The organism is Melaminivora alkalimesophila (assembly GCF_000282995.1).
Classification (GTDB): Bacteria; Pseudomonadota; Gammaproteobacteria; order Burkholderiales; family Burkholderiaceae_C; genus Melaminivora; species Melaminivora alkalimesophila.
This window is the reverse complement of sequence record NZ_ALEE01000363.1, coordinates 1-12,648: the sequence shown is the minus strand read 5'-3', so window position 1 is coordinate 12,648 and position 12,648 is coordinate 1. Positions and strand designations below refer to the sequence as shown.

Annotated in this window: 13 protein-coding genes; 7 read left to right on the top strand and 6 right to left on the bottom strand. The window is 70.7% G+C overall.

Annotated features, from left to right (window positions below):
• Both A612_RS06750 and A612_RS06745 read left to right on the top strand, forming a co-directional pair.
• The coding region (locus A612_RS06750) for a hypothetical protein (protein WP_019373750.1) at positions 1–403 on the top strand (403 nt) is incomplete at its 5' end.
• 53 nt (positions 404–456) lie between these two features.
• Positions 457–1,107 carry an OmpA family protein gene (locus A612_RS06745; protein WP_019373749.1) on the top strand — a complete coding sequence of 217 codons (651 nt, stop codon included), beginning with the start codon at positions 457–459 and terminating at the stop codon, positions 1,105–1,107.
• An 89-nt stretch (positions 1,108–1,196) separates the two neighbouring features.
• On the opposite strand, the gene A612_RS06740 is transcribed toward A612_RS06745, so the two are convergent.
• The 4 genes from A612_RS06740 to A612_RS06725 form a co-directional block, all read right to left on the bottom strand.
• On the bottom strand, positions 1,197–1,991 hold the full coding sequence (locus A612_RS06740) for a BPSS1780 family membrane protein (RefSeq protein ID WP_019373748.1): 795 nt from the start codon (positions 1,989–1,991) through the stop codon (positions 1,197–1,199).
• Between the two features lie 103 nt (positions 1,992–2,094).
• Complete coding sequence (locus A612_RS06735) at positions 2,095–3,048, bottom strand: homoserine kinase (protein ID WP_019373747.1); 954 nt, start codon at positions 3,046–3,048, stop codon at positions 2,095–2,097.
• A gap of 96 nt (positions 3,049–3,144) precedes the next feature.
• Positions 3,145–3,513 carry a hypothetical protein gene (locus A612_RS06730; RefSeq protein ID WP_019373746.1) on the bottom strand — a complete coding sequence of 123 codons (369 nt, stop codon included), beginning with the start codon at positions 3,511–3,513 and terminating at the stop codon, positions 3,145–3,147.
• A 28-nt stretch (positions 3,514–3,541) separates the two neighbouring features.
• Positions 3,542–4,753, bottom strand: coding sequence for a serine hydrolase domain-containing protein (locus A612_RS06725; RefSeq protein ID WP_019373745.1), 1,212 nt, complete (start codon positions 4,751–4,753; stop codon positions 3,542–3,544).
• A 119-nt stretch (positions 4,754–4,872) separates the two neighbouring features.
• On the opposite strand from A612_RS06725, the gene polA reads away from it, so the two are divergent.
• The 4 genes from polA (at position 4,873) to A612_RS06705 (ending at position 9,578) form a co-directional block, all read left to right on the top strand.
• Positions 4,873–7,629: a DNA polymerase I gene (polA, locus tag A612_RS06720; protein ID WP_019373744.1), complete on the top strand. Its 2,757-nt coding sequence runs from the start codon at positions 4,873–4,875 to the stop codon at positions 7,627–7,629.
• 1 nt (position 7,630) lies between these two features.
• The gene (locus A612_RS06715) at positions 7,631–8,419 is read left to right on the top strand and encodes an HAD family hydrolase (RefSeq protein ID WP_019373743.1); all 789 of its coding nucleotides are present in this window, start codon (positions 7,631–7,633) and stop codon (positions 8,417–8,419) included.
• A 77-nt stretch (positions 8,420–8,496) separates the two neighbouring features.
• Positions 8,497–9,369 (top strand): DUF2189 domain-containing protein, encoded by an 873-nt coding sequence (locus tag A612_RS06710; RefSeq protein ID WP_019373742.1) that lies wholly within the window; start codon positions 8,497–8,499, stop codon positions 9,367–9,369.
• A complete protein-coding gene (locus A612_RS06705) occupies positions 9,366–9,578 on the top strand; it encodes a DUF2788 domain-containing protein (protein ID WP_019373741.1) in 213 nt (70 codons plus the stop codon). Before A612_RS06710 ends, A612_RS06705 begins: the two co-directional genes overlap by 4 nt.
• Positions 9,579–9,593: 15 nt before the next feature.
• Here A612_RS06705 and A612_RS06700 read toward each other — a convergent pair whose 3' ends face one another.
• Positions 9,594–11,903: a xanthine dehydrogenase family protein molybdopterin-binding subunit gene (locus tag A612_RS06700; RefSeq protein ID WP_019373740.1), complete on the bottom strand. Its 2,310-nt coding sequence runs from the start codon at positions 11,901–11,903 to the stop codon at positions 9,594–9,596.
• The gene (locus A612_RS06695) at positions 11,900–12,454 is read right to left on the bottom strand and encodes an FAD binding domain-containing protein (RefSeq protein WP_081501128.1); all 555 of its coding nucleotides are present in this window, start codon (positions 12,452–12,454) and stop codon (positions 11,900–11,902) included. The genes A612_RS06700 and A612_RS06695 overlap by 4 nt, the downstream gene beginning before the upstream one ends.
• 64 nt (positions 12,455–12,518) lie before the next feature.
• Between A612_RS06695 and A612_RS17015 the strand changes: the two genes are divergently transcribed.
• The coding region (locus A612_RS17015) for a transposase (RefSeq protein WP_019373738.1) at positions 12,519–12,648 on the top strand (130 nt) is incomplete at its 3' end.

Genomic DNA, 12,648 nt, shown 5'->3' with positions numbered 1-12,648 from the left:
GGCCGCAGCCCCGGCTGCGCCGCCGCGCAGGCTGCCCCTGAGCGTGCAGGGCGTGGCGCCGGCCGGTGTCACGGTGCGTGTCAAGGCGGTGGAGATCGGCGGCGATGCGACGGTCCTGGATGTGAGCATTTCCTTCGCCAACCGCATTACGGACAGCACCATGCTGGCGCTGACCGACACCTTCCTGGAGGCTGAGGACGGGGCACGGCTGCACATCAAGCGGCCGCAGGACAACCGCGACCTCCTGATCCGCGAGGGCCAGACCCTCGACGGCCAGCTGGTGTTCCTGGGCAGCGTCCCCACGACGGCGCGCAAGCTGCGGCTGGTCTTCAATGAGGGCAACGATGGCGACAACATCGTGGCGCCAGGGCTGGTGGTGCAGCTGCCACTGCAAGAGGGCTGATGGATATGCTTGCACTACGCGGGCCCCGGGCGCTGTTGCCCCTGGCAGCTGCCGTGGCATGGGCCGCGGCCGCAGCCCAGGGCTTGGCCGTGTCGCGCAGCGGAAAGCCCCTCGCCCACGCAGACACGCACCTGACGCCCGCCATTGGGGCACCGGAGACGGTGTTGCGGCCGCAGCCCGTGGTCGGGGGGCTGGCCCCGCGGCCTGTGGCGACGCGGCTGCAGCCCCGGCAGGGGCCGCAGACCATCCTGCGCGAGGCCGAGGTACCGCCCCATCGCCTGGAGCAGACGCGCGCGCTGCTGGTCGAACTGAAGGCGCAGCCCACCCCCCAGCAGGCGATCTCCATCGACCTGCCGGCCGACGTGCTGTTCGACTTCGACCAGGCGCAACTGCGCCCCGATGCCGCGCCGTCCATCGCCAAGGCGGCGGAGCTCATCCGCAGCTATCCGGAGGCTCCCTTGACGGTGGTCGGGCACACGGACGCCAAGGGAACGGACGCCTACAATGACGCCCTGTCGCTGCGGCGTGCGCAGGCGGTGGCCGATGCGCTGCAGCGGGCAGCGGGGCGCAAAGCCGCCACCCAGGGCATGGGCAGGCGCCAGCCCGTCGCCCCCAATGCCACACCCGAGGGCCGGGACGATCCGGAAGGCCGACAACGGAACCGGCGCGTGCAGATCCTCATCGGCCTGCCCTCCGGGAGCTGAGCCATGGCATTGATCCCCTGTCCGGAATGCAGCCGTCAAGTGCAGTATGCGTGCTCGCCTACCTTTTGTTCACCGGCGGCTGAGCGCTCCTACTGCGGCGCTGGCATGGATGGCGGCGCAAAGCTGTCGCGGAAGGTGAATACCACCGAGCTGAAGAACATTGCCGCCAGCATCAGCGCCGTGCCCATCATCACGCCGCCGGCGAAGCCGATGCCCAGTCCGAGGCCCGACAGGAGCGCGACCACCAGACTGACCCCCATCCCGGCGGCGACGAAGACCCCCATCCAGGACAGGCCGTAGACCGTGAGCGCCCCCAGGTTGCGCAGGCAGGCGACGATGCTGAAGAACAGCGATTTGACCGGCGGCACGCCGTGCCAGTGCACCAGCGCCGGCGCGTGCCAGAACAGCAGCGACAGCGGCACGTAGAGCAGCAGCGAGACCCACATGGCGGCCTGGAAGCTGCCCGACTGGGCGATCTCGCGCGTCATGGGCTCGCCCCCCATGTACACGCGCGCGAACTGGCCGCCGTCGATCAGCGCCGTCAGGCCCATGATCAGCAGGAAGCCGCCGGCGTACAGGGCGCCCAGCGTGAGCATGGCGTGCATGCGCTCGCGCCCGGTGCGAAAGGCCACCAGCAACAGCGTCGGCGTGGGTATGCGGCCCTGGCTGGCTTCGGCGGCGGCGACCATCATGGCCAGCGTGGCCGAAGGCAGCAGCGCCAGCGCCACGGCCGGGCCGACCAGCGGCAGTACGCTGGCCAGCGACATGGCGGCCATGCACAGGAAGAACAGCGCGGACAGGGCCATGGGCTGGCGCCAGAAGACCCGGATGCCGGTGCGGGTCCATTCCAGCCCCGTGCGCGCAGGGACGATGTTCAGTTTCATGAAGGCGGCTTCACAGGAAGAAGGCAGGGCCCGCGCCGGCGCGTGGGCCCGCCGGGAACTGTAACCCAGGGCATGGCGCCGCCATGGGCGCCGCGCGGCCCTCTCAAGGGGGCGGCACGGGGTGCGCCACCCGCTCGCGCAGTACCCGCTCGAAGTGCGTGGGGTCGTGCGGCTTGAGCAGGCTCGCCTCGCGTGGCAAGTACCAGTCCCACAGGCGCGAGACCCAGAAGCGCAACGCGCCGGCGCGCAGCATGGCCGGCAGCAGGCTGCGCTCGGCGCCGGTCAGTGGGCGTACGCCCTGGTAGGCATCCAGCAGGGCGGCGGCGCGCACCGGTTCGTGCGCCCCCGTGGGCAGGTCGATGCACCAGTCGTTGAGCGCCACCGCCAGGTCGAACAGCCAGGTGTCCACGCCCGCGAAATAAAAGTCGAAGACGCCCGTGAGGCGCTCGCCTTCGAACATGACGTTGTCGCGGAACAGGTCGGCGTGCACCGGGCCACGCGGCAGGGCGGCGTATTCGCTCGATGCCGCGACGTGGTTCTGGTAGGCCAGCTCGGCGCGCAGCAGCTCGGCCTGGGGCGGCTGCAGGTGCGGCAGGATGACGGGCACGGTCTCGTTCCACCAGTCCAGCCCGCGCAGGTTGGGCTGGGTTCGGCCGTAGTCGCGCGCCGCCAGGTGCATGCGCGCGAGCATCTCGCCGACGGCCGCGCAGTGCACCGCCTGGGGTGCGAGCTGGCTGCTGCCCGCCAGCCGGGTGGCGAGCGACGCGGGCTTGCCGACGACGCTGTGCAGGATCTCGCCTTTGCGGTCCGCCTGCGGGTCCGGCACGGGAATGCCAGCCTGCGCCAGGTGTTTCATCAAATGGAGGTAGAAGGGCAGCTGTTCGGCCGTGAGGCGCTCGAACAGCGTGAGCACGAATTCACCGCCCTCGCAGCTGACGAAGTAGTTGGTGTTCTCGATGCCGCCCTGGATGCCCGTGAGCGAGAGCAGCTTGCCCAGGCCCAGGCGGCGCAGCAGGGCGCGCGCCTCCTGGGGGGAGACTTCGGTGTAGACGGCCATCGGTGGGCAGGAAGGAGGGGGTCGCCGGAGTGTTGGGTTCGCGAAGCAGGAAAGTGCGGGCGGCCCGGCGCGCAGGCTGCGCCGGGTTTTCGCCGCTCAGAAGCGCCCGAGGTTCCAGACGCGCGGCGCCTTGATGGTGTCGGCCGCGTCCAGGTTGCCCGGGCGCGCGCGGGCGCCGTCATGGGCGCGCACTTCGTAGGCCGGCAGGGCGGCGCCCGTCTTGGGCTGCACGGTGATGACCTGGGTCTGCCCGCCCACGCGCAGCTCGTCCACGCGGCTGCCCGCGTCCTCGACCACGATGCGCTGCACGCGCTGGTTGCGGCGCCCCTCGAGGGGCTCGCGCTGCTCGGACGGCGTGAGCGCGGCATCGGGGGGCGGGGCCGCCGGTGGGACCTGGCTCTGGGCCAGGGCGGGACCGGCCGCCAGGGCCAGCAGCAGGGGGGCAGAAAAGGAGCGGACGCGCATGGCAGGGATTGTAGGCGGCGGCGCGCCTTCAGTTCGGGCGCTGGCCGGCGCGTTCCGCGTCCACGGCCTGCTGCACCACCCGGTAGAAGTCCTCGCGCGCCGGCAGGGCCTCGGGGTCGCGCGCGCCGCCGCCCCAGTTGCCGTTGGTGACGATGACCAGCTCGCGCTGCGGGTCGATGAAGATGCCCTGGCCGAAGATGCCGCGGGCGGCGAAGCTGCCGTCGTCGTAGGTCCACCACTGGTAGCCGTAGCCGCGCCCGGGCTGGCCGATGTCGGCCTGCTTGCGGGTCGCTTCCTGCAGCCAGCCCTCGGGCACGATGCTCTGGCCGCCGATGCGCGCGCCTTCCAGGATGAACTGGCCGAAGCGCGCATAGTCGCGCGGCGCCGCCTGGATGCAGCAGCCGCTGATCTCCAGCCCGGTCTTGCTCAGGATCCAGGTGCCCTGCTGCTCCATGCCGATCGGGCGCCAGACCTTCTCCTCCAGGTACTGCGCGAGCGGCTTGCCGGTGGCGCGCGCCACCAGCACCCCGACCAGGTTGGTCTCGCCGGTGCTGTAGTTCCAGCGCTCGCCCGCCGGAGCGGCGCGCGGCAGCTGGCGCATGTAGCTCACCAGCGCGTCCACGCCCGGCTCGGGCACGTGGTTGTTGAAGCGCGCCACATCCGACTGCGGATCGGCGTAGTCCTCGTTCCAGGCGACGCCCGAGGTCATGGACAGCAGCTGGCGCACGCTCACGTCGTCGTAGGCCGAGCCCCGCATCTCCGGGATGTAGGTGCTCACGCGGTCGTCCAAGCTCTTGATGAAGCCGTCCTTGAGGGCCGCGCCCACCAGCGTCGAGGTAAAGGACTTGGCGACCGAGAAGCTGGTCCAGCGCCCGTCCCCGTCGAAGCCCAGGCCATAGCGCTCCAGGCGCAGCTTGCCGCCCTGCAGGATGAGGAGGGCGGCGCTGCGCTGCGCCTGCAGGTAAGCGTCCACGTCCAGGGGCAGCGCCAGCGGCTCGCCGGCCGGCAGGGGGCGGGGCGCATCGCCGGTGTGCATGGTGTGCCACTTGGCGAGCACCGGCAGCCGGTCCATGGCGCGGAAGGCCGCATCGCGCTGGTCCTGGCTCCAGAACAGCAGGTCGCGGTTGGTCGGCAGGCTCTTGAGCAGGCCGCGGGTTTCCTTGTCCAGGCTGGCCCAGCCGGCGCCGGCCGCCAGGACCAGCACGGCCAGGGTGGACAGCGCGATGGTGCGCAATCGCATGGGTGTCTCCTTGCAGAATGGTTCGTCTCCGCGCGGGCGTGCCTGGGATGCCACCGGCGCGGGATGAGGATGATTGTGCCGCCTGCCCGGGCCGGCCCCGGTGTGGGCAAAATGCTCCCATGAGCGACGCCTCCCAAACCCTGCTGCTGGTCGACGGCTCCAGCTACCTGTACCGCGCCTACCACGCCATGCCGGACCTGCGTGCCGTGCCGGGCGACCCGTCCAGCCCCGCCACCGGCGCCATCCGCGGCATGGTCACCATGCTGACCGCGCTGCGCAGGGACGTGCCGGCGAGCTACGCCGCCTGCGTGTTCGACGCCAGCGGCCCGACCTTCCGCGACGCGCTGTACCCCGATTACAAGGCGAACCGCGCCGCCATGCCGGATGACCTGCGCGCGCAGGTGGCGCCCATCCACGAGGTGGTGCGGCTGCTCGGCTGGCCGCTGCTGTGCGTCGAAGGGGTGGAGGCCGACGACATCATCGGCACGCTGGCGCGCCACGCCGCCGGCCAGGGCATGCGGGTGCTGATCGCCAGCGGCGACAAGGACCTGTCGCAGCTGGTGGACGAGCGCGTGACGGTCGTCGACACCATGAGCGGCAAGCGGCGCGACGTGGCCGGCGTGACGGCCGAGTTCGGGGTGCCGCCGGCGCTGATGGTGGATTTCCAGACGCTGGTGGGCGATGCGGTGGACAACGTGCCGGGCGTGCCCAAGGTGGGCCCCAAGACCGCCGCCAAGTGGCTGCTCGAACACGGCTCGCTCGACGGCCTGATCGCGCACGCCGACCGCATCAAGGGCGTGGCGGGCGAGAACCTGCGTGCCGCGCTCGACTGGCTGCCCAAGGGGCGCGAGCTGGTCACCATCCGCACGGATTGCCCGCTCGATGAGGCGTTGCCTGGCTTTCCCGGGAGCATGCAGGCGCTGCAGCAGGGAGAGGAGCAGGTCGATGGCCTGCGGGCCTTCTACGAGCGCTATGGATTTCGCACGCTGGCGCGCGCACTGGAGGCGGGCGCGGCCGGGCCCGAAACCGGCAGCCAGGCCGCCACTGAGGTCGCCCAGGCGGCGCAGCAGCGCGAGGTGGCCTACGAGACGATCCTCGATTGGGAGCACCTCGATCGGTGGCTCGAGCGCCTGCGCGCGGCGCCCCTGGTGGCGCTCGATACCGAGACCACCTCGCTGGACGAGCTGCGCGCGCGCATCGTCGGCCTGAGCTTCAGCGTGGAGCCGGGCAGCGCCGCCTACATCCCGCTCGCGCACGACGGGCCGGGCGCGCCCGAGCAGCTGCCCTTGGACGAAGTGCTGGCGCGCCTCAAGCCCTGGCTGGAGGACCCGGCCGCGCCAAAACTGGGCCAGCACGTCAAGTACGACCGCCACGTGCTCGCCAACCACGGCATCGAGGTGCGCGGCTACGTGCACGACACCATGCTGCAAAGCTATGTGCTGGAGGTGCACAAGCCGCACAACCTGGCAAGCCTCGCCGAGCGCCACACCGGGCGCACCGGGCTGTCGTACGAGGACCTGTGCGGCAAGGGCGCCAAGCAGATCCCGTTTTCCCAGGTGGCGGTCGAGCAGGCCGCGGCCTATGCCTGCGAGGACTCGGACCAGACACTGGACGTGCACCGCGTGCTGTGGCCGCAGCTGGAGCGCGAGCCGAAGCTGCGCGGCATCTATGAGCTCGAGATCGCCTGCAGCGAGACGCTGTTTCGCATCGAGAGGAACGGCGTGCTGGTCGATGCCGAGCTGCTGGCGCAGCAGAGCCATGAGCTGGGCCAGCGCATCGTGGCACTGGAGCAGCAGGCCTACGAGCTCGCCGGCCAGCCTTTCAACCTGGGGTCCCCGAAGCAGCTGGGCGAGATCTTCTTCGACAAGCTGGGCATGCCGGTCATCAAGAAGACCGCCACCGGGGCGCGCTCGACCGACGAGGAGGTGCTGGAAAAGCTCGCCGAGGACTACCCGCTGCCGGCCAAGCTGCTGGAGCACCGCAGCCTGTGCAAGCTCAAGGGCACGTACACCGACAAGCTGGGCCAGTTGGCCGATCCGCGCACCGGCCGCGTGCACACGCACTACGCACAGGCCGTGGCGGTGACCGGGCGCCTGTCGAGCAACGAGCCCAACCTGCAGAATATCCCCATCCGCACGGCCGAGGGCCGGCGCATCCGCGAGGCCTTCGTCGCGCCGGCCGGCCGCCTGATCGCCAGCTGCGACTACAGCCAGGTCGAATTGCGCATCATGGCGCACATCAGCGGCGACGAGGCGCTGCTGCGCGCCTTCCAGGAGGGGCTGGACGTGCACCGCGCGACCGCGGCCGAGGTGTTCGGCGTGGCGCTCGATCAGGTGAGCAGCGAACAGCGCCGCTATGCCAAGACCATCAACTTCGGACTGATCTACGGCATGAGCAGCTTCGGCCTGGCCAAGGCGCTGGGCATCGGCAACTCGGCCGCGAAGAACTACATCGACCGCTATTTCGAGCGCTACCCCGGCGTCAAGCGCTACATGGACCGCACCCGGCTGGAAGCCAAGGAGCGCGGCTACGTGGAGACGGTGTTCGGCCGGCGGCTGGTGCTGCCTGAGATCAACTCGCCCAACGGCCCGCGCCGCGCCGCTGCCGAGCGCGCCGCCATCAACGCGCCCATGCAGGGCACGGCGGCCGACCTGATCAAGATGGCCATGGTGCAGGTGCAGGAGCGGCTCGACCGCGACAGGCCCGAGGTGCTGATGGTCATGCAGGTGCACGACGAGCTGGTCTTCGAGCTGCCCGAGGCCGAGGCGGACTGGGTGCGACAGGAGATTCCGCGCATCATGGCGGGGGTGGCCGAGCTGAAGGTGCCGCTGGTGGCCGAGGTGGGGCTGGGGCGCAACTGGGACGAGGCGCATTGAGATGGCGGGGCCCAGCGAGCTGTCGGGTCCGCGGGCACGGGGGACCTGTCTGGATCCGGAGCGCATCCGCGCCATCACCCTGGACCTGGACGACACGCTCTGGCCGGTCTGGCCGACCATCGCCCACGCCGAGGCGCGGCTGCAGGCCTGGCTGGGCGTGCATGCGCCGGCGGCGCAGCAGCTGGGCGCGCGGCGCGGGGTGCTGCGCGCCATCCGCGCGCAGGTGCAGGCGGAGCACGCGGGGCGGGCGCACGACCTGAGCCTGCTGCGGCGCGAGGCGATCCGGCAGCTGCTTTGCCAGGCCGGCGAGGACCCGGCGCTCGCCGAGGAGGCCTTCGAGGTGTTCCTGGCGGCGCGTCAGGAGGTCGCGCTGTTCGACGACGCGCTGCCGGCGCTGGAATTGCTGGCCAGCCGCTGGCCGCTGGTGGCACTCAGCAACGGCAACGCGGACGTGCGGCGGATCGGCGGACTGGATCGCTTCTTCCATGCCGCCGTGAGCGCCTGCGATGCCGGCGTTGCCAAGCCCGATGCGCGCATCTTCCAACAGGCCGCGGCGGCGGCGGGCGTGAGGCCGGAGCAGGTGCTGCACGTGGGCGACGATGCGCTGCTCGATGCGCAGGGCGCGTTGGACGCGGGCATGCAGGCCGTGTGGCTGCGCCGCACCCCGCAGCAGCTGCCCCCGGCGCAGCGCCCGGCGGCCGCGCACGATCCGGCGCCGGCCGCGGTGGCGCCCGACTGCCCCGAGGTCATCGATCTGCACGCCCTGTGCAGGCTGCTGGGGCTGGTCTAGACTGGGGCGCCGGCAACCGCTGCCGGCACGGCGCCGGCACCACCGGGTTTCCTGTCCCATGACCTTCGAGCGAGACCATGCCACGTTCCCTTCCCTTCCTGCCCCAGGTGCGTTCCATCCCGGCCACCCAGCCGCTGTCCTGGCTGGCGCGTGGCTGGCAGGACATGTGCCGCGTCGGCTGGCTCAGCCTGACGCATGGCGCTGCGCTGGCGCTCTTCGGCTTGCTGATTGCCGCCGTGGCGCGCGATCGGTTCTGGCTGCTGGTGGGGGCGCTGTCGGGCTTCCTGGTGGTGGCGCCGGTGCTGGCCACGAGCTTCTACGTGCTCAGCCGCGCGCTGGAGCGGGGCGAGCCTGCCGATGCCGGCACGGTGCGGCGCACCTGGCTGTTCTGGCAGCACAGCCACCGCGGTGCGCGCTGGGGCAATGACTACTGGTGTTTGGTACAGTTTGGCGCTTTGCTGGCGCTCGCCGGCACCGGCTGGGTGCTGACCTCCGCCGCGCTGATTACGCTGCTGGCGCCAACCCCGGTGCTGCAGCCCGCGGATTTCCTGAACCACGTGGTGCTGGCGCCCGACAGCCGCCTGTTCCTGCTGTGGCTGGGCCTGGGCAGCCTGCTGGCGGCGCCAATCTTCGCCTCCAGCGTGGTCGCCATCCCGCTGCTGCTGGACCGGCAGGCGACGTTGCGGCAGGCGGTCCTGACCAGTTGGCAGGTGGTGCTCGCCAACCCGTTCGCGATGGCGCTGTGGGCGGCCCTGCTGCTGGCGCTCACCCTGCTGGGCTCGGCCGCCTTGTTGCTGGGCCTGGTGGTGGTGATGCCGGTGCTGGGCCATGCGAGCTGGCACGCCTACCGCGACCTGGTGGACGCCACCGGCCTGCCGCTGCGCGGGCCGATCGACCCGCCTGCGGCCGGGCGCCCGGGCAGGCAGGCATCCAACGGAATGGCATTGTGATTTTTGGTTTCACCGAAGCGCAGATCTCGGGTTTCTTCCTGACCTACGGGGTCGGCGCCTTCATCGTCTTCATGCTCTTCATCATCGGACAGCTGGCCTGGGAGTCCAAGGCCGGGCGCTTCGGCGCTTTTGTGCTGTTCCTGGGGCTGGGCGTGGGCTTCATCGGCTATCTGGCGAAGATCGTCATCCAGTGGTGGCTGGAGCGTTAGGCTCTTCCTGTCGGCTCACTTGAGCGGAAACCCTTCTGCCGGCGCGTCCCGCATGACCTTGTCCGGCGTCATGGGCGTGCTGCGCAGGCGCTTGCCGGTGGCGTGAAAAATGGCATTGGCCACGGCTGCTGCCGTGCCCACGATGCCGATCTCGCCCACGCCCTTGGCGCCGATGCGGCTGACGATGCGATCGTCCTCGTGCACGAAGATCACGTCGATGTCGGGGATGTCGGCATTCGCCGCGACGTGGTATTCGGCCAGGTTGTGGTTCATGAAGCGGCCCAGCGCATGGTCGGTGTGCGTCTCCTCGTGCAGCGCCTGGCTGATGCCCCAGACCACGCCGCCGGTGATCTGGCTGCGCGCAGTGCGGGCGCTGATGATGCGCCCGGTGGCCACGGCGCTCACCACGCGCGTGACGCGCACCGTGCCCAGCTCCTCGTCCACGCAGACTTCGCAAAAGACGGCCGAGTGCACGGCGCGGATGTATTTCTTTTGCTTGAGCACGTTGGGCAGCAGCAGGTACTTGACGTCGATCTCGCTCCTGCCGGCCCGCGCCAGCAGCTGCGTGTAGGGCAGGGCGACTTCCGGGCGCATGCGCAGCCGGATGGCGCCGCCGGCAAATTCGACCTCGGAGAAGCGCGCGCCCTCGAAGCCCGCCCCTTGCACCTTGCGCGCCAGCTGCCACAGCTCGCGCTGGATCTTCTCGCACGCGCCGGCCACCGCCGAGCCGATGGTGGCCATGTGCGACGAGCCGCCCTCGATGGGCGCCACCGGCAGGTCGGAGTCGCCCAGCATGAAGCTGACCTGCTCCAGCGGCAGGCCCAGCGCGTCGGCCGCGAGCAGGCTCATGGCGGTGTAGGTGCCGGTGCCGATGTCGGTGGCGGCGCTGCCCACCACCAGGCGGCCGTCGGCGTGCAGCACGGCGCGCGCGCGGGCGAACATCTGCATGGCATCCCAGATGCCGGTGGCCATGCCCCAGCCGACCAGCTCGCGGCCGCGGCGCATGGAGCGCGGCGCGGGCGGCCTCTGGCTCCAGCCAAAGCGCTCGGCGGCTTTTTCATAGCAGGCGCGCAGCTCCTTGGTGGAGTAGGGCAGGTCCTTGCTCGCGTCGTGCTCGGTGTAGTTCTTCAGGCGCAGCGCGAGCGGGTCCATGTGCAGCGCATACGCCAGCTCGTCCATGGCGATCTCTAGCGCATAGACGCCGTGCGCCGCGCCGGGCGCGCGCATGTCGATGGGCGTGTACTGGTCCAGCGGCACCAGCTGGTACTTCAGCCGCACGTTGTCGCACTGGTACAGCTGGCCCGACCAGTTGACCACCACCTCCACGTAGTCCTCGAAGCGCGAGGTCTCGGCAATCGCCTCGTGCACCACGGCGCGCAGCGTGCCGTCGGCGTCGGCCGCCAGCTTCACGCGCTGCCAGGTCTCGGGCCGGTGGCCGAAGGTGAACTGCTGCTGGCGCGTGAGCACCACGCGCACCGAGCGCTTGAGGTGCAGCGCCGCCATGGTGGCCAGCAGCAGGTTGTACTGCGGGCGCAGGCCCGAGCCGAAGGCGCCGCCGACGAAGGGGTTGCGCACCGTCACCTGGTCCTTGGAGAGGCCGAACACGCGCGAGACCAGCCAGCGGCAGTTCTGCGAGCCCTGGCTCTTGTCGTAGATGGTCAGGTGCCCGTCCTCGCCGTAAATCACGGTCGAGGCGTGCATCTCCATCGGGTTGTGGTGCTCCACGCCGCTGTAGAAGGTGGCGTCGATCTTCACCGGCGCCGCGTCCCAGGCTGCGTCCGCGTCGCCGCGCGGCTTCGGGGGCGGCGAATAGCCGGCCTTCAGGCGGCTGGGCTCGTGCGCGCGGGAAAGGTTGGCGACCGGGTTGGTCTCGTGCGGCTGTTCCTCGTACTCGATCGCCACCAGGCGCGCAGCCGCGCGAGCGGCCTCGAAGGTCTCGGCCACCACCAGCGCCACGGGCTGCGCGCTGTAGTGCACCTCGGCGTCCAGAAAGGGCTTGAAGGGGCTGCCGCCCGGGGCCGTCATGTCCTTGTAGAACAGGTCCATGGAGCGCACCTTGGGGCGGTTCTCGTGCGAGAGCACGTCCAGCACCCCCGGCACGGCCCGCGCCGCTGCGGTGTCGAGGCGCACGATGCGCCCGCGCGCGATGGTGCTGTTGACCACCACGCCGTAGGCGAGGTCTGGTGCGGCGTACTCGGCCGAATACAGCGCTTGGCCGGTCACTTTCAGGCGCCCGTCCACGCGCGCCACCGGCATGCCGATGCGCACCTCGCCGGTGCCGGGCTCGGCCACCGGCTGCTGGCTGCTCGGGTGGGAGGAGATCATGCGCCTTGCTCCTGGAAGATGTGGCCCGCCAGTTCGCCGGTGTTGGTGAGCTCGCCGTCGCGCGCCATCTCCAGCGCGCGCACGATGGCGCGGCGCGCCAGCGGGATCTTGAAGGCGTTGGTGCCGGGGCCGTTCTCGCTGCCCCAGGCGCGCGCGGGCGCCAGCAGCACGTCGGCCGCGCGCTCGAACACCGGCGTCTCGGGCGCCTGGCCTTCCAGCAGCGCCTCCGCCTCCGGGTCGCGCCAGGGCTTGTGCGCCACGCCGCCCAGCGCCAGGCGCGCATGGCGCATGCGGCCGGCTTCATCGAGCTCGAAGGCCGCGGCGACCGAGACCAGCGCGAAAGCGTAGGAAGCGCGCTCGCGGATCTTCAGGTAGGTGCTGTGCTGCGCGTAGCCGCGCGCGGGCAGCTCGATGTGCGTGATGAGCTCGTCGGCTTCGATCGTTGCGTCGCGCTGCGGCTCGCCCTCCGGCAGGCGGTGGAAGTCGGCGAAGGGGATGGCGCGCGCGCCGCGCGTGGACTGCACGTGCACGACCGCCTCCAGCGCCGCCAGTGAGGTTGCCCCTGAAAACTGGAGTTCTTAACCCTTGTTGAAAATACCGACAAGGAGTTCAGAGATGAGTGACAAGCAGGTGCGTGCGCAGTACACGCGAGAGTTCAAGCAGGAGGCTGTTCGGCAGGTCCGCTCGGGTCAGGCGATTGCGGTGGTGGCCAAGGTGCTGGGCATTCCCAAAGCGAGCCTGGGCA